General features: G+C 62.6%; 12 protein-coding genes and 1 pseudogene. 5 read left to right on the forward strand and 8 right to left on the reverse strand.

Translation table 11 applies throughout. From position 1 onward, the window contains the following. Positions 1 to 472 precede the first annotated feature (472 nt). Positions 473 to 2,413 (forward strand): M23 family metallopeptidase, encoded by a 1,941-nt coding sequence (locus C5J26_RS30610; RefSeq protein ID WP_105405201.1) that lies wholly within the window; start codon positions 473 to 475, stop codon positions 2,411 to 2,413. 78 nt (positions 2,414 to 2,491) lie between these two features. Here C5J26_RS30610 and clpB read toward each other — a convergent pair whose 3' ends face one another. Continuing rightward, on the reverse strand, positions 2,492 to 5,092 hold the full coding sequence (clpB, locus tag C5J26_RS30615; RefSeq protein ID WP_105405202.1) for an ATP-dependent chaperone ClpB: 2,601 nt from the start codon (positions 5,090 to 5,092) through the stop codon (positions 2,492 to 2,494). Positions 5,093 to 5,476: 384 nt separating this feature from the next. Between clpB and C5J26_RS30620 the strand changes: the two genes are divergently transcribed. Further along, positions 5,477 to 6,565, forward strand: coding sequence for a 3-deoxy-7-phosphoheptulonate synthase (locus C5J26_RS30620; RefSeq protein ID WP_245441334.1), 1,089 nt, complete (start codon positions 5,477 to 5,479; stop codon positions 6,563 to 6,565). Positions 6,566 to 6,648: 83 nt separating this feature from the next. Here C5J26_RS30620 and C5J26_RS30625 read toward each other — a convergent pair whose 3' ends face one another. From C5J26_RS30625 to C5J26_RS30655, 7 genes and pseudogenes are all read right to left on the reverse strand, one after another. After that, positions 6,649 to 7,521: a DUF4167 domain-containing protein gene (locus tag C5J26_RS30625; protein WP_105405203.1), complete on the reverse strand. Its 873-nt coding sequence runs from the start codon at positions 7,519 to 7,521 to the stop codon at positions 6,649 to 6,651. A 301-nt stretch (positions 7,522 to 7,822) separates the two neighbouring features. Continuing rightward, positions 7,823 to 8,686, reverse strand: a complete 864-nt coding sequence (gene prmC, locus C5J26_RS30630) for a peptide chain release factor N(5)-glutamine methyltransferase (RefSeq protein ID WP_105405204.1) — start codon at positions 8,684 to 8,686, stop codon at positions 7,823 to 7,825. Further along, positions 8,683 to 9,765 carry a peptide chain release factor 1 gene (prfA, locus tag C5J26_RS30635; protein WP_105405205.1) on the reverse strand — a complete coding sequence of 361 codons (1,083 nt, stop codon included), beginning with the start codon at positions 9,763 to 9,765 and terminating at the stop codon, positions 8,683 to 8,685. The genes prmC and prfA overlap by 4 nt, the downstream gene beginning before the upstream one ends. Before the next feature lie 29 nt (positions 9,766 to 9,794). After that, positions 9,795 to 12,062, reverse strand: a complete 2,268-nt coding sequence (gene ptsP, locus C5J26_RS30640; protein WP_105405206.1) for a phosphoenolpyruvate--protein phosphotransferase — start codon at positions 12,060 to 12,062, stop codon at positions 9,795 to 9,797. An 80-nt stretch (positions 12,063 to 12,142) separates the two neighbouring features. Beyond that, positions 12,143 to 13,417: an aspartate kinase gene (locus C5J26_RS30645; protein ID WP_046605362.1), complete on the reverse strand. Its 1,275-nt coding sequence runs from the start codon at positions 13,415 to 13,417 to the stop codon at positions 12,143 to 12,145. Positions 13,418 to 13,723: 306 nt separating this feature from the next. After that, a pseudogene (locus tag C5J26_RS30650) lies at positions 13,724 to 14,290 on the reverse strand (SH3 domain-containing protein); the annotation flags it as partial. 141 nt (positions 14,291 to 14,431) lie between these two features. After that, the gene (locus C5J26_RS30655) at positions 14,432 to 15,481 is read right to left on the reverse strand and encodes a LacI family DNA-binding transcriptional regulator (protein WP_105405208.1); all 1,050 of its coding nucleotides are present in this window, start codon (positions 15,479 to 15,481) and stop codon (positions 14,432 to 14,434) included. A 145-nt stretch (positions 15,482 to 15,626) separates the two neighbouring features. On the opposite strand from C5J26_RS30655, the gene C5J26_RS30660 reads away from it, so the two are divergent. Genes C5J26_RS30660 through C5J26_RS30670 form a run of 3 tightly spaced genes read left to right on the forward strand, consistent with a single transcriptional unit; the run spans position 15,627 to position 20,051 of the window. Then, a complete protein-coding gene (locus tag C5J26_RS30660) occupies positions 15,627 to 16,727 on the forward strand; it encodes a glycoside hydrolase family 105 protein (RefSeq protein WP_105405209.1) in 1,101 nt (366 codons plus the stop codon). Beyond that, a complete protein-coding gene (gene kduI / locus C5J26_RS30665; RefSeq protein WP_105405210.1) occupies positions 16,724 to 17,560 on the forward strand; it encodes a 5-dehydro-4-deoxy-D-glucuronate isomerase in 837 nt (278 codons plus the stop codon). Before C5J26_RS30660 ends, kduI begins: the two co-directional genes overlap by 4 nt. A gap of 7 nt (positions 17,561 to 17,567) precedes the next feature. Next, positions 17,568 to 20,051 (forward strand): hypothetical protein, encoded by a 2,484-nt coding sequence (locus C5J26_RS30670; protein WP_105405211.1) that lies wholly within the window; start codon positions 17,568 to 17,570, stop codon positions 20,049 to 20,051. The last annotated feature ends 27 nt before the right edge of the window (positions 20,052 to 20,078 follow it).

Below are 20,078 nucleotides of genomic sequence, written 5' to 3' on the forward strand. Positions count from 1 at the left end.
CGGTCCCAACCAGCATGCGCCAATCAATCAGTGATTTCTGAAGAACGAAAGTCGTCGTCGCCAGCAGCGCCGCCGCCCTCGTTCAGTGAGCGGGTTATAGAGCCGACCCCAGTTTGAAGTCAACAGCATTGATTCAGAAATCTTGAGAAAAACGTCATCTCACTGATTTTAAAGGTGAATTTCCGGGAAAACTCCCTGAAAGCCGTTTTCTCCCGACTTTCGAGCCCTTGAGACGTACATAAACAAGGCCCTTTTGGCTCCTGCCCCAAAACCGCCCCGACAAATTCACAATCTCATGGTTACCACGATCCCAGCAGGGAATCGGAACAACGCCTCGGTGAAGTGTACGCGTTTGCACCGTGGCGATTTGACTCTCTAGACTGAAAGGGGCACATGTTTGGCCCAAGGTCCCGCAGGCAGTATAGAAGCTGCCTACGGCAATAACGAGTATCAGGGACTGGCTTAAATTGGCATGATGACGGCCCGCAGCATGATCCGCTCGCTCGGCAACGAACCGCCGATCCTCGCCGACGGCCGTCGCGCTCCGGATCGACGTGAGATTTCGTTGCGTTGGCTGTCCGGCACCTTCCTGACCGGCATTACCTCTTCGATCCTGATGGGCGTTGCTTTGTTTGCCGCCCTCGACGGCCGGCAACAGCTTGCCATCCCCGCCGAAGCCTCCGCCTCCATCCCGACCAACGATGCAGATGCCGCCTCGCGCGGCAAAAGGCTGCTCGGCAGCAATATCGTCGCCATGCCGACCGACCGGAAGGTGATGGAAGTCTCGACGGTCGTGCGCGAGGGCAATAAGGAAGTCGTCCGCCGCAAGCCTTTCGCGCATGTGAAGATGAATCTTGCCGCAAACCATGTGGCGCAGGAAGATTACCCGAACTTCGATCCGATGACGATCTTCTCGTCGAGCGAGACCCCGCCGCCGCCTGCCGCGCGTGCCGGCGTCATCTACGGCTCGAACGTCGAGTCCGAGGTCAGTCTCCAGACTGTGGCCTTCCCCATCAAGGGCAGCATGTATGCCTTCGCGCAGGCGATGACGCTGGAAGAGGTCGAGGAGAACGTCCGCTCCAACGGTTCCGTGCTCACCGACGGCAGCGGCCAGCTTTCGGCACTCTATTATGTCGACCCGCAACGCTTCTCGTCGAAGGAGGACGGCGGCGGCCTTGACATCACCGCCGGCCTGTCGGCCCGTGTCGTCGAGGAAAACATCTCGGTTTCTGTGCCTGAGGCGATCAACGCCCGCACCCGCGAATATGCCGACGACATCATTCCGGTCCGCAAGGCCGAGACGGTCAGCCAGGCGATGACCGAGGTCGGTTATCCGGAAGGCAAGGCGCGCGAGATTTCCGGCTACCTGCAGTCCCGCCTCGGCGAGGCCGACCTTTCCATCGGCGACGTGCTGCGCATCGGCGTCATCCAGGAAGGTGATATGGTCCTCGTCGTCCGCGCCAGCCTCTATCGGCGAGGCGACCACCGGGTAACCGTCGCTCTCGACGATCACGGCCGCTTTGTGGATGGCCAGGAGCCGCCGATGCTGGATGCGGTCGCCTCGGCCTTCAGCGAACAATCACCACAGATCGTTGCCGGCCGGGAACTGCCGCGCGTCTATGACGGCATCTATCGGGCAGCCCTCTCCTACGGCATGAGCAAGGAGATGACCGGCACGCTGGTAAAACTGCTTGCCAGCAATGTCGATCTGCAGGCCCAGTTGAAGCCGACGGACAAGATCGAGGCTTTCTTCTCGGTCGCCGACGAAAAGGGCCAGGCGAACAAGGATTCCCAGCTGCTTTACGTGAACGCCCGGTTTGGCGACACGACGAGCCGCTTCTACCGCTTTCAGAACCCCGACGACAACGCGGTCGATTATTTCGACGAGGACGGCAAGAGCATCCGGCAATTCCTGCTGCGTAACCCGCTTCCGAACGGCCGCATGACCTCCGGCTTCGGCATGCGCGGCCACCCGCTGCTCGGTTATTCCCGCATGCATACCGGCACCGACTGGGCCGCCCCGCGCGGCACGCCGATCATCGCCACGGGCAACGGCATCGTCGAAAAGGCCGGCTGGGATTCCGGCGGCTATGGCAACCAGACGCTCATCCGTCATGCCAATGGCTACGTCTCATCCTACAATCACCAGAGCGCCATCGCGCCAGGTGTTCGCGAAGGCGCCAAGATCACCCAGGGCCAGGTAATCGGTTACGTCGGCTCCACCGGCCAATCGACCGGCGCCCACCTTCATTACGAGCTGATCGTCAACGGCACCAAGGTCGATGCAATGAAGATCCGCCTGCCGGGCGGCAATTCGCTGAACGGCAAGGCGCTCGCCCGGTTCGAAGAGGAACGCAAGCGGATCGATACGATCCTCAACACCCAGTCGGCCGACGAGGTCGCCAGCCGCTGAGGCCTTTACCGGATCAGCTGGGCACGAACAAAAATGGCGGCCGAAGCCGCCATTCTGCTTTTTAACGTTCGGTTCGGCTTACGCAGCCTCGCTCACCACCCGTTTGACCCGGAAGAGCAGCCGGTCGGAACCGGCGCTGACCGCAACGGCCGAGCCGTCCGGGATCTGGCCGCCGAGAATCTGCTCGGCGAGCGGATCCTGCATGAACTTCTGGATCACCCGCTTCAGCGGACGCGCGCCGTAGACCGGATCGTAACCCTTGTCGGCCAACCATTCGCGGGCATCCGGACCGAGATCGATGGCGATCTTCCGTTCCGCCAGGAGCGACAGCAGCCGCCTCATCTGGATATCGACGATCGCCCCCATCTCGTTGCGCTTCAGGCGATGGAACAGGATGATCTCGTCGACGCGGTTCAAAAATTCAGGCCGGAACGAGGCTTTCACGACGTCCATCACCTGTTCGCGCACGCTTTCGGAATCCTCACCCTCGCGAAGAGCGGTCAGGTATTCCGCTCCGAGATTGGAGGTCATGATGATCATCGTGTTCTTGAAGTCGACCGTGCGGCCTTGCCCGTCCGTCAGGCGCCCGTCGTCGAGCACCTGCAGAAGAACGTTGAACACGTCCGGATGCGCCTTCTCGATCTCGTCGAACAGCACGATCTGGTAGGGCTTGCGCCGCACCGCCTCGGTCAGCGCGCCGCCTTCCTCGTAACCGACATAACCCGGAGGCGCACCGATCAGCCGCGCGACCGAATGCTTCTCCATGTATTCCGACATGTCGAGGCGAACCATCGCGGACTCGTCGTCGAACAGGAAGCGGGCCAGCGACTTCGTCAGCTCCGTCTTACCGACACCGGTCGGGCCAAGGAAGATGAACGAGCCGATCGGCCGGTTCGGATCCTGCAGCCCTGCGCGCGAACGGCGAACCGCACGCGAGACAGCCTGGACCGCGTCGCCCTGGCCGATGACGGATTTCGCCAGTTCATCTTCCATGCGCAGCAGCTTGTCGCGCTCGCCTTCCAGCATCTTGTCGACCGGAATGCCGGTCCAGCGCGACACCACATGGGCGATCGCATCCGGGTTTACGACTTCCTGCACCATGGCATTGGTCGAGCTGTCCTGGGCTTCCGCTTCCACGAGGCGCTTTTCCAGTTCGGGGATCACGCCATAGGTAAGTTCGCCGGCGCGCTGGAACTCGCCCTTGCGTTGGGCGATCGCCAGTTCGTTGCGGGCTTCGTCGAGCTGCCGCTTCAAATCGGCGGCAAGGCCGAGTTTCTGCTTTTCCGCCTGCCAGCGGGCCGTCAGCGCATCCGCCTGTTCTTCGAGCGAGGTCACTTCGCCTTCGAGACGCTGCAGCCGGTCGGCCGAGGCGCTATCGGTTTCCTTCTTCAGGGCTTCGCGCTCGATCTTCAGCTGCATGATGCGGCGGTCGAGCTCGTCGAGTTCCTCGGGCTTGGAATCCACCTGCATGCGCAGCCGCGAAGCGGCTTCGTCCATCAGGTCGATCGCCTTGTCGGGCAGGAACCGATCGGTGATGTAGCGGTTGGAAAGCGTAGCAGCCGCAACCAGGGCCGAATCCGAGATGCGGACCTTGTGGTGCTGCTCGTATTTTTCCTTGAGCCCGCGCAGAATCGAGATCGTATCCTCGACCGTCGGCTCCTCGACCATGACCGGCTGGAAACGGCGGGCAAGCGCCGGGTCCTTTTCCACATGCTTGCGGTATTCGTCGAGCGTGGTGGCGCCGACGCAATGCAGTTCACCACGGGCAAGCGCGGGCTTCAGGAGATTAGACGCATCCATCGCGCCGTCGGACTTGCCGGCACCCACCAGCGTGTGCATCTCGTCGATGAACAGGATGATCTCGCCGTTTTCCGACTGCACTTCGTTCAGGACGCTCTTCAGGCGCTCCTCGAACTCGCCGCGATATTTGGCGCCAGCGATCAGGGCGCCCATGTCGAGCGCCATCAGCTTCTTGTCTTTCAGGCTTTCCGGCACGTCGCCATTGATGATGCGCAGCGCCAGGCCTTCGGCGATCGCCGTCTTGCCGACGCCGGGCTCGCCGATCAGCACCGGATTGTTCTTGGTGCGGCGGGAGAGAACCTGGATCGTGCGGCGGATTTCGTCGTCGCGGCCGATTACCGGATCGAGCCTGCCGTCGCGGGCTTCCGCCGTCAAGTCTCGGGCATATTTCTTCAGGGCCTCGAAACCGGCCTCGGCATTGGCGCCGTCGGCCGTGCGGCCCTTGCGGATGTCATTGATAACTTGGTTCAGCCCCTGCGCGGTCACGCCGGCCTTTTTCAAGGTCGCGGAGGTCGAAGCGGACGTCTCGATGACAAGCGCCAGAAGCAGGCGCTCGACGGTGACGAAACTGTCGCCGGCCTTCTTGGCTGCCTCTTCCGCGGTCGAGAAAACCTTCGCGAGCGGCTGGGAGAGATAAATCTCGCCATTGCCGCCGGAAACCTTGGGGAGTTTCGCGAGCGCGGCGTCGTTGGCGATGCGCGCTTCCTTGGCGCTGCCGCCCGCGCGGTCGATCAGCGAGGACGCCATGCCCTGGTCGTCGTCAAGCAGCACCTTCAGCACATGTTCGGGCGTAAACTGCTGGTGACCCGAAGCCAAAGCCTGCGTCTGAGCCGACTGCAGGAACCCGCGGACGCGCTCGGAGTATTTTTCGATATTCATTCTGGTACCTCCAGTGATCGACCCGCCCATTATAAGGCACGGACCGATGATTGAGATTGAGCTCCCTCAAAGGCGAGCCCTGCCGAAGTCTCGGCGTTGCTGGAAATATGGTAAGCGGATTCTCGTGTTTAAAGTGTTCAGAAGCTCAAAATCCGCGAGCGGAAACCTCAGAAATTTTCCGCGTGACAATCCACAATCGAGCGAATACAGAAACCCCATGTCCTTCACGTCCGCCTACGCCTCGCGATTTTATAGCTACCGCTTTCCCCAGCGGATGCGGGCCCGTGCGTAGCTGATTTCGACGCAACGACATTCCCTCAAGCCGCTAGTCTACCTGGCGGCTTTTTCAATTCCGCACGGTAGCACCAAACAGGAGCCATACCCGTGCCGAATGCCAAACCCGCCAATGCCTCGATAGATACGATCGACGATCGGCGCATCGTCGAGATCACACCGCTAACCATACCCGCCGACATCATCGCCGAAATCCCGCGCAACGAGGCGGTTACCGAGACCGTGACCTGGACGCGCGACACCGTCCACCGCATCCTGCATGGCGAGGACGACCGGCTGATCGTCGTCATCGGTCCCTGCTCGATCCATGATCCCGTTGCCGCACGGGACTATGCGGCGCGGCTCGAAGAACAGCGACGACGTTTCAGCGGCGATCTCGAAATCATCATGCGCGTCTATTTCGAAAAGCCGCGCACCACGGTCGGCTGGAAGGGCCTGATGAACGACCCGCATCTGGACGGCAGCTACCGCATCGAAGAGGGCTTGAGGATCGCCCGGCAGCTTCTTCTGGACATCAATGCCACGGGCCTTCCGGCCGGCTGCGAATTCCTCGATACGATCACCCCGCAATATATCGCCGACCTCGTCAGCTGGGGCGCGATCGGCGCGCGGACGACCGAAAGCCAGGTACATCGCCAGCTGGCATCCGGCCTCTCCTGCCCGATCGGCTTCAAGAACGGCACCGATGGCGGTGTCGCAGTTGCGCTCGATGCCATACTGGCCGCCTCGCAGACGCACCATTTTCCGGCGGTGACCAAGGACGGCCGGGCCGCAATCGCCACCACGACCGGCAACGAGGATTGCCACGTCATCCTTCGCGGCGGCAAGCAGCCGAACTACGACGCGGCGGATGTCGAGGCGGTTTCAAGGGACGCGGCAAAACGTGGTTTGGAGCCGCGCATCCTCATCGATGCCAGCCATGCCAACAGCGGCAAGGATCCGATGAACCAGCCGCTGGTCGTCAAAAACGTCGGGACGCAGATTGCTGCCGGCAACATGGCCATCAAGGGCATGATGATCGAGAGCAATATCGTCGGCGGACGCCAGGACCTGGTGCCCGGCAAGCCTCTCGTCTACGGCCAGAGCATCACCGACGGCTGCATAGATTGGGAGACATCGGTCCTGGTGCTCGAAGAGCTTGCCCGCTCCGTCCGCGATCGGCGCCAGTCTCGGGCCTGAAGCAGAAGGGCAATCCCTGCTCTAAGAAAAAGGCCGCCCGGTTTCCCGAGCGGCCTTCTTGATTTCGTTATTTGAAGGATGGCTTATTCAGAAGCTGCATCCGCCAGGGCCGGCTGCGAGCCGTCGCCCGAGGCTTCGCCTTCGGAACCACCCTCTTCACCGGCGCCTTCGCCACGACGCGGACGACGCGGGCGGCTGCCGGCGGCGCGACGACGGCGCGGCGTGGCTTCTGCCTGTGCCTCTTCCTCGACCGCCACTTCGGCAGGCGTACCTTCGATCACCGGCTGCGGGCCGGAACCATCCATGACCGGAGCGACTGGCTGAGGTGCTGCGACCTGGGTCGGAACCGCTGCCACTGCCGGCTGTTCCTGACGGTTTTCGCGGCGGGGCCGTTCGCGCTGCTGGTCACGCTGTTCGCGCGGTTCCCGCTGGTCGCGCTGTTGGTCGCGAGGTTCGCGTTGTTCACGGGGCTCGCGCTGTTCACGCTGCTCCCGGCGCGGCTGCTGTTGCTGGACCTGCGGCTGCGGCGCCTCGTCCATGGACGGCTGCTGCGAGTAACCGTTGTCCTCGCCATCGCTATTGTCCATGTCGTCCTGATCCTGAACGTTGCCGTCCCGGTCCTGGTAGTCGCCACGATTGTCGTGCTGGAACCGATCCTGCATCTGCGCCTGTGCGGCGGCAATGATGCGGTTATAGTGTTCGGCGTGCTGGAGATAGTTCTCCGCCATCACGCGGTCGCCGGAGCTTTGGGCATCACGGCCGAGTTGGCTATATTTTTCGGCGATATGCTGGGCGGTCCCGCGGATCTTCACGTCCGGGCCGGAGCTATCGTAGGTGCGGCTGAGAGGATTGCCGCCCTTACGGTTGAAGTTGTTATTTCCGCCGCCGCCGCCGCTATTGTTATTATTGTTACTGCCGCGACCTCGACCGCGTTTGTTCTGCTGTCCTGGCCTCATCTATCGTTCACCAATTCTCTGTCTTCGCTGATAAGGGGCCACGCGGTCTGCCGGACAGAGCCGAACAAGACTTCGCGTGCCGCGCACAGGCCGATCAAAGCGTCCTGCCGCTTGTGAAAGTCAAATTAACTGATTCACGCACCGGGAATTGTTCAACCTTCGCAACTCTTCGAAAAGAGAAGGATCAAAGGGTTGCCCTGTAACCCGAACGAATCGCTGTTCATTCCCAGCCGTCCCAGTGCGTATTTGCAAGCTATCCCGCTTCCTCCGGAAATCCAAGCCTTTTCTTTTGCCTGCAAAATCAAGGATGATTCACGGTAAATACGAGAACCCGATCGTTGTCGCCATAATCGCGGACCGCCTCCACCAGCGTAAAGCCGGCGACGCGGAAAATCGCGGTCACGGTTTCCTTCTGATCGAACCCGATCTCGACGCCGATAACGCCGTCCTTTTCGAGGAAATCTCCTGCACTCGCTGCAATCGCGCGATAGGCTTCGAGCCCATCCGGACCTCCATCTAGCGCTGCCAGCGGATCGAAATCCCGGACTTCCGGGTCCAATGCGGGGATAACATCGCTTCGTATATAGGGCGGATTTGACACGATTATGTCGAACCGGCCGGAAATTGCGTCGAACCAATGGCTGCGGACCGCCCGAAATCTCTCGGCCATTCCCAGCCGCGCCGCGTTCCGCGCCGCCGTCTGCAGGGCATCCTGCGAAATATCGCTGCCGATCCCCTGGGCCTTTGGGCTTTCCTTCAGCAGTGCCAAAACGACCGCTCCGGTTCCGGTACCAAGATCGAGAATACGTGCCGAACCCTTGTCTGCGACAATCTGCCTCACATAGGCAAGCATCGAATCCACCAGGATTTCGGTGTCCGGGCGTGGCTCCAGCGTTTCCTTCGAAATCAGGAGCTCCATGCCGTGGAATTCACGTAATCCTAATATGCGGTGCACGGGCTCCCGTTTCAAGCGGCGCTCGACCGCTTTCGAGATCCGGGAGATTTCCTCCTCCGTCAGCAGCCGCTCGCCGCCGGTAAAAACTTCCGTCGACGAAAGCCCGAGCAACCCGCCAATAAGCAGCCGCGCCTCGATCGCCGCATCCGGCAGGCCCGCCGCCGAGAACCGCGATCTGGCATCCGTGACGGCTGCTCCGAGCGTCGTCATCCGTGTTGCTCGCCGAGCTGCGCCAGCTGGCCGGCCTGGTAGTCAGAAATCAGCGCATCGACCACTTCGTCGATATCACCTTCCATCATCCGGTCGAGCTTGTAGAGCGTCAGGTTGATGCGGTGGTCGGTCACCCGCCCCTGCGGAAAATTATAGGTGCGGATGCGCTCGGACCGATCGCCGGAGCCGACCTGGCTCCTGCGGTCGGCGGAACGTTCGCTGTCCGCCTTCTGGCGCTCCATGTCGTAGAGGCGGGTGCGCAGCACCTGCATCGCCTTGGCGCGGTTCTGGTGCTGAGACTTTTCCGAACTGGTCACCACGATGCCGCTCGGCATGTGGGTGATGCGGACCGCGGAGTCCGTGGTGTTGACGTGCTGGCCGCCGGCGCCCGACGAACGCATCGTATCGATGCGGATGTCTTCCGGCCGGATTTCGATATCGATCTCTTCGGCTTCCGGCATCACCGCCACGGTCGCGGCCGAGGTGTGGATGCGGCCGCTCGCTTCCGTATCGGGCACACGCTGCACCCGGTGCACGCCGGATTCGAACTTCAGCTTGGAAAAGACGCCGCGGCCGGTCACGGTCGCGATGATTTCCTTGTAGCCGCCCGCCTCGCCTTCGCTTGCCGACAACACCTCGACCTTCCAGCCCTTGGTGGCGGCATAACGCTCGTACATGCGGAACAGGTCGCCGGCAAAAAGAGCCGCCTCGTTGCCGCCCGTTCCGGCGCGGATTTCGAGGATCGCGCTCCTCTCGTCGGCCGCATCCTTCGGCAGAAGCAGGACCTGCATGTCCTTTTCCAGCGCCTCGAGCCGTTCCTCGGCGTCCGGTAGCTCCATTTCGGCGAGTTCGTGCATCTCGCGGTCGGTGCCCTTGTCGGTCAGCATCGCCCTGAGATCGGCCACTTCGGCGATCGACTTCTCGTATTCGCGGATCTTGCGCACCACCGGCTGCAGTTCGGAATATTCGGACGCCAGCTTCACATAGACGTCGGCAGCCGGGCCTTCCGACATGCGCGCCTCGATCTCGCCGAACCGGCGTTCCAGCTCGCGCATCTTTTCGATAGGAAGCTTCGCCACCCACTAACTCCGTTTATTCTTTTTATCCGCTAGACGGGAATATTGTTGGCCTCGGCGAACCGCACAAGCAGCGCGCGGATCGGCTCCGTCGACCTTATATCGTCGAGCGCCACGTTCAATTCGGCGGACAGCTTGTCGATGTCAAGCCCGAGCAGCATCGCCTTGACCGGTCCGATCGAAGTCGGGGACATCGAAACCGAGCGGAAACCGACCCCCAGAAGCGCCATGGCGGAGAGCGGCTTGCCCGCCATCTCGCCGCACAGCGTCACCACCGTCTTGTTGCGTTCGCCGGCCCGCGCGATGTCGCGCAGAATGCGCAGGAACGGCTTGCCGAGATTGTCGAAACGATCGGAAACCCGGGCATTGCCGCGGTCCGCCGCCATGGTGAACTGGAACAGGTCGTTGGAGCCGACCGAGACGAAATCCACTTCCGCCATCAGTTCGTCGAGCTGCCACATCAGCGCCGGCACTTCGAGCATCGCCCCGAACTGCAGCTTGCGCGGCAGGCTGTGGCCGAATTTCGAAAGGTGCTGCACTTCCTTCTGCATCAGCTCGCGCACCGCGTGGATTTCCGAAACCTCGGTCACCATCGGCAGCATCATCTTGAGCTCGGCGCCGGCAGAGGCCCGGAGCAGCGCCCGAAGCTGGGTGCGCAGCAGGCCTGGACGATCGAGCGACAGGCGGATCGCCCGCCAGCCGAGCGCCGGATTTTCCTCTTCCTGGGCCCGGAAATAGGAGACAACCTTGTCGCCGCCGATATCGAGGGTGCGGAACGTCACCGGGCGGCCGGCCGCCTGCTTGATGACGTTGCGGTAGAAGCTCTCCTGCTCCTCGAGCTTCGGCATGGTCGAGGCGATCATGAACTGCAGTTCGGTGCGGAAGAGACCGATGCCGTCGGCGCCGGACTCGGCAAGCTGCGGCAGATCCACCAGCAACCCGGCATTCATCTGCAGGCTGATACGCTTGCCGTCCCTGGTGACCGGCTCGACGTCCCGCAGCGCCTTGAACTGCTCCTGCCGGCGGGCCCGCAGGCGTACCTTTTCCTCGTAGGCCTTCTGCAGGTCGAGAACCGGCCGCAGATGAATCTGGCCGTCGTCGCCGTCGATGATGATCGGATCGCCGTTTTCGGCAAGTGCCACGACACCCGCCGCCTGGCCGACGACCGGAATGCCCATGGCGCGTGCGACGATCACCACGTGGCTCGTCACCGCTCCGTCTTCGAGCACCAAGCCGCGCAGGCTGGCGCGCGGATAGTCGAGCAGTTCGGCCGCCCCCATGGCGCGGGCGAGAATGATCGCGTCCGTCGGGAAACCTTCGTCGAAGGCGCGGCCGGAAAAGCCCGTCAGCTGGCGCAGAAGCCGGTTGGCCAGGTCGTCGAAATCATGCATCCGCTCGCGCAGATAGGGATCGGTCAGGCGCATCATCCGCGCCTTGGTATCGCTCTGGACCTTCTCGACCGCGGCTTCCGCCGTCAGGCCGTTGTGGATCGCCTCTTCCATGCGGCGGACCCAGCCCTGGTCGTGGGCGAACATCCGGTAGGTTTCGAGCACCTCGCGATGCTCGCCTTCCTGGGATACTTCGCGGCGCGACAGCATGTCGTCGATCGAGATGCGCAGGGACCCGAGCGATTCCGCCAGCCGGGTCACTTCCTTCTCCGCATCTTCGTTGAGGAGATTGGTGACGACGATGCGCGGCTCGTGCAGCACCACATGGCCAAGGCCGATGCCTTCGTTATAGGCGTCGGCATCGATGGTGATGGCACGCGTCAGGTCCAGCTCGAGGCCCGGCCGGGTGATCTTCTTGAGCTCGCCGGTGGCAATCATCTCGGCGATCACCATCGCCGTGGTTTCGAGCGCCTCGACCTCGTCCTCGCGATAGTTGCGGCTCGCCTTGTTCTGGACGACGAGAACGCCAAGCGTGCGGCCGGCCCGCAGGATCGGTACGCCGAGGAAGGAATGGTAGATTTCCTCACCCGTTTCGGGGAGATAGCGGAAGGCCGGATGCGCCTGCGCATCGGAAAGGTTGAGTGGTTGCGCGGAGGCCGCGATCGTGCCGACGAGGCCCTGGCCCATCTTCAGCTGCGAAGTGTGGACGGCTTCCTTTTTGAGGCCTTCGGTCGCGTAGAGTTCGAGAACGCCGTCGGAGCGGAGCACATAGACCGAGCAAACCTCGGCCACCATGTTGCTGGCGATCTGGCGGACGATCCGGTCAAGGCGCTCCTGTGGCTCGAGCGGCTCCGCCATCAACTCGCGCAGCCGCTTCAACAGAACGCGCGGACCTGCCGACAGGTCTCTCATCGCCTATGCTCTCCCGAAACGAGGTCACCCCAGCCGCAAGACGGCGCCCACAACTGCAGGCGCGTCCAAACGGTTCATTCTCAACTCTTATCGAGACCGTACGCGGAATGCAAAGTCCGAACGGCGAGTTCGGAATAGGCACCGTCGATCAGGATCGAAATCTTGATTTCCGAGGTGGTGATCGCCTTGATGTTGATGGATTTTTCGGCAAGTGCCTTGAAAGCGTGCGCGGCAACGCCGGCATGGCTGCGCATGCCGATGCCGATGACCGAGACTTTCGCCAGACCTGATTCGGTCTGGACGACGTCGAAGCCGATCTTTTCCTTGTTGTCGTCGAGCACCTTCATGGCCTTCTGCACGTCGCCCGAAGGTACGGTGAAGGTCATGTCGGTGCGCGAACCGTCTTCCGACGTGTTCTGCACGATCATGTCGACATTGATATGCGCTTCGGCGAGCGGGCCGAAAATCGCAGCCGACACGCCCGGCCGGTCGGCAAGGCGCCGGAGCGAAATCTGCGCTTCATCCTTGGCATAGGCGATGCCGGTGACGACTTCCTGTTCCACGATTTCTTCCTCGTCGCAAATCAAAGTACCGGGCGGGTTCAAAAGGTCACCCATGCCCGGCGCATCGGGATCCTCGAAACTGGAACGCACGAAAGTGCGGACCTTGTGGACCATGGCGAGCTCGACCGAGCGCACCTGCAGAACCTTCGAGCCGAGCGACGCCATTTCGAGCATTTCCTCGAAGGAAACCTTCTTCATGCGCCGTGCCTGGGGCACGATACGCGGGTCGGTCGTATAGACGCCGTCGACGTCTGTATAGATGTCGCAGCGGTCGGCCTTGACCGCGGCCGCGATCGCCACCGCCGACGTGTCGGAACCGCCGCGGCCGAGCGTCGCGATCCGATTGTCCGGGCCGAGCCCCTGGAAGCCGGCGACGACGGCCACCTGGCCCTCGCCCATCCGCTTGACGATCTCGGAACCGTCGATCTCCATGATCCGCGCTGCCCCATGGGCGCTGTCGGTGCGGATCGGGATCTGCCAGCCCTGCCAGGACCGGGCGTTGATGCCCATCGACTGCAGGGCGATGGCGAGAATGCCGGACGTCACCTGCTCGCCGGATGCGACGACGGCGTCATATTCGCGTGCGTCGTAAAAAGGCGAGTTGGCGCCGGAGACCTTCGGCATGTCCTGAACCCAGCCGACGAGCTCGTTGGTCTTGCCGGACATGGCGGAGACGACGACCGCGACCTCGTGCCCGGCCTCAACCTCACGTTTCACATGGCGCGCGACATTGTGAATGCGTTCGAGATTGGCGACCGAAGTGCCGCCGAACTTCATGACGATGCGAGCCATACCGACAAAAACCACTGTTTCGCCAAGAGGCTCGGGAGCCTTGGGCGCCTGCTTTCAAACCGTTCCGACATCCCGTCGTTTGTGACAGGATCATCGAGTTGCGGCGTCTCTTATCGAAAAGGCTGAAAAGGCGCAATGGTCAGAACATAGCCGAACGGTACGCTTCGGTGTGAGCTTTACTTAATGCCGGGCGCAAAAAAGGCCACCCGCAGGCGGCCTCCTTGAATTTTTAGGCGGGATCAGCGGTTCGGGTTGCGGGTCATCCTCACGGCCGAACCGCGGAGGGGCCGGCTGCAGTCAACCCCGATCCCTGTAGAAACGGTCGCGATCTCCCTGCCAGACTGGCGGAAGCGGCGGCTGCCGGTCGCCCGGCCTCCAGCTGCGATCCCGGTCCCAGCGTGGAGTTCCGTCACGATCCCAGCGCGGAGGCGGGGGTGGAGGCGGGGGAAGGCGCGATTCGCGTCTCCAGTCGTAGCGATCCCAACGATCACGATCGCGGTAGAAGTCGCGGTTGCGATAGTAGCGGCCCCAATAGTTGCCGACGTCGAACGTGACCATCGGAATGCCGAGGCCCTCGTAATAGTCGGGGGCGACATAGACGCGGTTGGAACGATAGGTCGCCTGTACGTAGTTGCCCGACACCCAGCCGCGTCCGCCGACGAAGGCGACGTCGCACCAGTTGACGCTGCTCATGCAGCCGTAGATCGTTACCGCCGCACCGACCGGAATGACGTCGACGGCCGGATAGCCGGTGCTTGGCCCGGACCGCATGTTGACATTGGCTGTCGCAACCCCGCGCACGGCCGCATCCGCAATCGACGGCGCCGCGAACAGGGCGCAAAGTGCCGCAACGGACATCAGAATTTTCTTCACGGGCTTCCTCCTGAGAAACCAATAACGCGCGAACCGGACTGACAATCTGCCGAACGGATTTCGCCGGATATCAATGTTCGAGACATTCCCATTGTTCCAGCACGGCTCTGAACGGCGCATGAATAAGCGTTTTGGCCGGGGTTAGCCTTTGGCGGGTCCGGTCGATTGCCGCTCGGCAATGTGACAAGCAAGCTCCACCCGCCGTGCCGGGTTTGCAAATCCGGTCATCCCGTCCCGTAAAAGATCGAGCGCCACGGCGCCGAGCTCGCGCATCGGTACATGCACTGTGGTCAGCGGCGGATTGAGGAAGGCGGCCTGCGGCAGGTCGTCCATGCCCATCACCGAAACGTCGCCCGGCACGGTATAACCCATCTGCTGAACCCCCATCATCGCGCCGACCGCGAGACTGTCGCCCGCCGTCAGCACGGCCGTGAAATCGAGCCCGTTCCTGCGTAACCGCTCGCTCACCGCCTGGGCGGCAAGCTCCGGCAGCCAGTCCTCGACCGGCACGACGAGATCCGGCGGACAAGGCAAGCCGTGATGTTGGAACGCATCCTGCCAACCTTCGCGGCGTCGGTCGATCGTCCGCCGGCCCGGACGCATCAGGAAGAGGATGCGTTTGTGCCCCAGCCGGATGAGATAGTCGGTGGCCAGATGCGCCGCCGATCGATTGCAGGGGGTCACGCTCGACAGCCGCATCATCGGATCGTCACCGTTGATCAGCACGACCGGCTTGCCGAAGCCGCGGGTGGCCTCGAGCATTCCTTCGTCGTCAACGGTCAGAAACAGCAGTCCCGCGACGTCCGGATCGACCAGTGCCTCTTCCAGCACCACCTTTTCCTCCGACTGATCAGCGACCGCGCGGGTGACGATGTCGAGCCCGAGCGCCTGCGCCCGATCCCGTAAGCCCTCCAGCACATAGAGCGTGAACTGGTTGCGCACGTAGTCGATCATCGCCGCGCTCGAAGCTGCCAGGATCACCTTCTTGCCGGCGACCGGAGTCGGCATTGCGTAATTGGCGTCTTTCGCCGCCTCCATGATCCGCTGGCGGATGTCCGCGCGCACGCCCTTCTCGCCGGCCAGCGCCCGCGACACGGTGGAGAGCGACACGCCCACCTTTCCCGCAATATCCTCCAGCCGCACCCGCCGGCTTTTCTTGCCGCGCTTGCCCGGCACGATCGTCGCCGCCATGACATCCTCCCATCATCGATGCGCACACTGCAAAAAATTTTCAGATTGCGCAATCAATTTTCAGATGTTTTCATGAAGGCACGCTTGGGAGAAGCGGATCGCAATGCTGCGCAGCAAATGCTGCAGCACAGGGAGGAATTGAGACATGGGCCTTTCAGCCCGGGACATCCGTGAAAAGCTTGACCGCCTCGTGACCGGCATGACCGGGCTTCGCGACGATGGCCGTTTCCACGAACCCAATCTCGACGGGACCGCCGGCGACTATATCTCTTTCGAAAGCTGGGAATGGCCTCAGGGCGTGGGCCTCTACGGCCTGATCCGTCTCTGGCTGTTCACCGGCCGCGACGACCTGAAGGCGCTGATCGAGAATTGGTATTCGGCCCGCATCGAAGCCGGGCTCCCGACGCTCAACGTCAACACCACGGCGCCGATGCTCGGCCTTTCCGTCCTCTGGCGCGAAACCCGCGACCCGCGCTGGAAGCCGGTTCTCGACGCCTGGGCAGACCGCGTCGTGAGCGAGATGGGCCGCACCGAGGAAGGCGCCTTCGAGCACCACGTCTCTGACAAGGTCAACAACGACGAGCTCTGGGACGATACGCTTTATATGGTCGCCCTCTTCCTCGCCTCCTACGGCGAGGCGAGCGGTCGCCGCGAACTGGTCGATGAGGCATCAAAACAGTTCCTCGTCCATTCCCGTTACCTCGCCGACACGAAGACCGGCCTCTGGTTCCATGGCTGGACGTTCCAGGGCCGCCATAATTTCGCGGAAGCTCGCTGGGCGCGCGGCAATGCCTGGATCACCGCCGGCATGCTCGACCTTTTCGACCTCGCCGAGGTTTCGAAACCGGTAAAAGATTTCCTGCTCGGCGTGCTGACGGCGCAGGTCAACGCATTGCTGCCGCTGCAGGCCGCTTCCGGCGCCTGGCGCACTCTGCTCGACGACCCGTCCTCCTACGAGGAGATCTCGGCGACGGCGGGTTTTGGTTACGGCCTGCTCAAGGGTTACCGCCTCGGTCTCGGCACCCCTGAATGGCGCGCCGCCGGCCTCAAGGCCGTTGAAGCGGTGCTTGCCAATATCGACGAAACCGGCACCGTGCTCAACGTTTCCTATGGAACGCGCATGGGCCATGATCTGCAATTCTATCGGGATATTCCCATCCAGCCGACCGGCTACGGACAGGCGCTTTCGATCCTGTGCCTCTCCGAAGCCATCCGGCATGTGGAACCGGGAGGCGAGACAGCATGACGATGAAGGTTCTCTACGGGGCTGGCCCCAACAACATCAAGACCTATGACACCGCCCGCCTGCGGGCCGAATTCCTGATGGAAGACCTGTTCCAGGCCGACAGGGTGAGCTTCACCTACACCCATGTCGACCGCTTGATCGTCGGAGGCGCTGTTCCGGTATCGTCGACGCTGAGCTTCGGTTCGGGCGAAGAGATCGGCACGCCTTTCCTGCTGTCGGCCCGTGAAATGGGCATCGCCAATCTCGGCGGCACCGGCGTCGTCTCGGTCGACGGCAAGAGTTTCACCCTGGAAAACCGCGACGTGCTCTATGTCGGCCGCGGCGCAGAGCAGATTTCTGTCGCCAGCGCCTCGGCCGACAAGCCGGCCCGGTTCTACATGAACTCCGTTCCTGCAGGCGCCGACATTCCGCACCGCCTCATCAAGCGGTCGGAATCGAAGATGCTGACATTCGGCGATCCCAAGCGCGCCAATCTGCGGAACCTGCGCATGTACATCCACCCGGAAGTCACGCCGTCCTGCCTGCTTCTGCTCGGCATCACCGACCTTGCCGACGGCAGCATCTGGAACACCATGCCGCCGCATCTGCATGAGCGCCGCATGGAAGCCTATTGTTATTTCGACCTGCCCGAAGAGGAACGGGTCATCCACCTGATGGGCCGCCCGGAAGAGACGCGCCATCTCGTGGTCAAGAACCTCGACGCGGTTCTCTCGCCCGCCTGGTCGATCCATATGGGTGCCGGCACCGCGCAATACGCCTTCGTCTGGGGCATGACCGGCGAGAACCAGGAATATAACGACGTGGCCCCCGTGGCCCTGAGCGAGCTGAGATAAGACTGCCATGAATCCCGAAGCAAACTGGATGCGAAAGACGTTGAGGCCGGGCGAAGCCGTCCGGTACTGGCAGCTCGGCCGCATCGCCGAAGAGCGTTTCGACGTGCCCGATGCCCCGATGAAGGGCGAGATGGACCCGTTCTTCTTCCTGACCAAGGTCAAGAACTTCATTCCGCACGAATATCCGTGCCGCACCATCTTTGCAGACACCTATCGCGGCAAGCGCCCGGATGTCCGCGGCTCCTTCGATGCCACCCGCTGGTGGCTGCCTTTCGGTTCGCCGCGGCTCGATCTCTCCGGCTTCTGGTTCCGCCCGACCCGGCTCGCCACCTGGACCCGCACTTATATAGAGGCGGAAACTGCCGGCACGGCAAAGATCCGCCTCGGCACCTGCGGCGGCGCCGTCATCTGGGTCAACGGCACGGAAGCCGGCTGGATGGCGCCCTACAGCCGCAATCTCGAAGCCAAGCAGGAATTCGAACTGCCGCTGGTCGCCGGCCTCAACGAGATCACGCTGTTCTTCGACGACCTCGCCGAGCGTGACGCCCGCTATTTCTATCAGTTCGACTATCTCTCCGGCCCGGCTGCCAGTGTCGCCATGCCGGTTCCGGTCACGAGCCCCGTCGCCGCAAGCCTGGAAAAAGCGCTCGACACCATGTATTTCGACCGCCAGCATTATTTCGGCGGCGATATCACCCTGCTTCTCTCCGCGCCCCTGCCGGTCGAGGTTAAGGTCAATGTCGCGGTCGAAGGCGATTTCATGTCGCGCGAGCGCTTCGATTTCGACTTCACCCTGGCCGCCGGCGCCACAAGCCTCAATATCGGCCCGTCGGAAAAGGCGCCCGCCGACTTCCGCCACTTCCGCATTACCCTCAATGCCGGCGGCTTCGTGGTGTCCCGTTCGCTCGGCGTCGAGATCTGTCACGCCGAAAGCCAGGGGCAGGCTCCTGCATCGCTGAGCGATCGCATCACCGAGACCTTGGCGCAAATCTCGGAAAATTCCGAACGCGATACGGTCCGCGCCTTCGCCCGTCTGGCAAGCGGCCGTTCCGGCCCCGATACGGATGCGATGATCGAGGAAATCCTGCCCTCGATCGAGGACTGCCACGACTGCGCCGACTTCTCGCTGGTGCCGCTCATCTGGTCGCGCACCGTCTGGGGCAAGGACATCAACGAGAAGACCCGTGCCCGCATCGACGGTGCCATCCTCAATTACCGTTACTGGATGGATGAGCCGGGTAACGACGTGCAATGGTATTTCTCCGAAAACCATGCGCTGCTGTTCCACACCTCGGCCTATCTCGGCGGCAGTCTCTTGCCCGACGCCACCTTCGTCCGCTCCGGCCGCAAGGGTGCGGAGCAGGCAAAGGTCGGTGCCGCCCGCGTCCGCGCCTGGCTCGACCATTTCGAACATTGGGAAATGGCCGAGTTCAACTCGGCCCCCTATTTCCCGATCGACCTCAAGGGCCTGACGGCGCTTGCCGCCCTTTCGCCTGACAAGGATATCGCCGACCGCGCCAAGGCCGGCATCGTCCGCCTCTGCGAAATCATCGCCCGCTCCGCCCATCACGGCATGGTGACGGCAGCGCAAGGCCGCTCCTACGAGCACACGCTCTGCGCCGGCCGCTCGCTGGAACTGTCCGGCGTTGCCCGCCTGCTCTGGGGCAAGGGCTGGTACGGCCGCCGCGTCCACTGCCTGCCGCAGATGGCCGTCTGCCTGCGCGACCATGGCCTCGAAATCCCGGCAGAATTCGCGGCGATTGCCGATCACCGCGGCAGCCAGCACCAGGAATGGCGTTTCGCCCAGGGCGAAAACGCGTTTGCGGCGCTCTATCACTACAAGGGCGAGCACTTCGCCATGGGTTCGACGGTTCATTACCGCTGGGACGAATGGGGTTACCAGGAGACCATCCTGCACCTGCGCCTCGGCGACAAGCCGGAAGCTGCGATCTGGATCAACCATCCGGGCGAGACCATCCAGTTCGGCTATGGCCGCCCGTCCTACTGGGGCGGCTGCGGCACCATCCCGCGTGCCCAGCAGTATCGCGGCCTCGCCGTCCTCGAATTCACTACCTATGAGGAACAGCCGGATTTCACCCATGCCTGGTTTCCCAAGGCCGAGTTCGACGAAACACTCGTTTCCGGCGGCGTGGCGCTTGCCCGCTCCGGCAAGGGCGCCGTCATGCTGCGCACCGCCTCGAAGCTGGAGGCCGTCACCGACGGTCCGTCGGCAGGGGCTGAACTACGCCAATACGGCCAGAAGACACGCTGGATCGTCCGCGTCTGCGAAGCGGACAATCTCACTGCCGTCGAGTACCGCTTCAGCGGGCTCGCCCCGAGACAGGAAGCCGACGGCACCGTCGTTGTCGAGGACCCGGAATATGGTACCGTCCGCTTCAGGAAAGACGGCTCCGTGGAAGCCGAAGGCCGCGTGATCGCGCGGGCGGATTACACAGTAAAAGGCGAAGCGACGATGCTGAGCGCTTCGTGATCTAAAAACCGGACGGGTGGAGGCCCA

Origin of the sequence: Neorhizobium sp. T7_12 (assembly GCF_002968535.1) — a bacterium.
In the GTDB taxonomy this organism is placed as follows: domain Bacteria; phylum Pseudomonadota; class Alphaproteobacteria; order Rhizobiales; family Rhizobiaceae; genus Neorhizobium; species Neorhizobium tomejilense.

Excerpts from the sequence above, each read along its gene's own strand:
- C5J26_RS30645 (WP_046605362.1), bottom strand. The coding sequence starts at position 13,417 with ATGGCTCGCATCGTCATGAAGTTCGGCGGCACTTCGGTCGCCAATCTC.
- clpB (WP_105405202.1), bottom strand. The coding sequence starts at position 5,092 with ATGAATATCGAAAAATACTCCGAGCGCGTCCGCGGGTTCCTGCAGTCG.
- C5J26_RS30670 (WP_105405211.1), top strand. The coding sequence starts at position 17,568 with ATGAATCCCGAAGCAAACTGGATGCGAAAGACGTTGAGGCCGGGCGAA.
- C5J26_RS30660 (WP_105405209.1), top strand. The coding sequence starts at position 15,627 with ATGGGCCTTTCAGCCCGGGACATCCGTGAAAAGCTTGACCGCCTCGTG.
- C5J26_RS30610 (WP_105405201.1), top strand. The coding sequence starts at position 473 with ATGATGACGGCCCGCAGCATGATCCGCTCGCTCGGCAACGAACCGCCG.
- prmC (WP_105405204.1), bottom strand. The coding sequence starts at position 8,686 with ATGACGACGCTCGGAGCAGCCGTCACGGATGCCAGATCGCGGTTCTCG.
- C5J26_RS30655 (WP_105405208.1), bottom strand. The coding sequence starts at position 15,481 with ATGGCGGCGACGATCGTGCCGGGCAAGCGCGGCAAGAAAAGCCGGCGG.
- kduI (WP_105405210.1), top strand. The coding sequence starts at position 16,724 with ATGACGATGAAGGTTCTCTACGGGGCTGGCCCCAACAACATCAAGACC.
- ptsP (WP_105405206.1), bottom strand. The coding sequence starts at position 12,062 with ATGAGAGACCTGTCGGCAGGTCCGCGCGTTCTGTTGAAGCGGCTGCGC.
- C5J26_RS30625 (WP_105405203.1), bottom strand. The coding sequence starts at position 7,521 with ATGAGGCCAGGACAGCAGAACAAACGCGGTCGAGGTCGCGGCAGTAAC.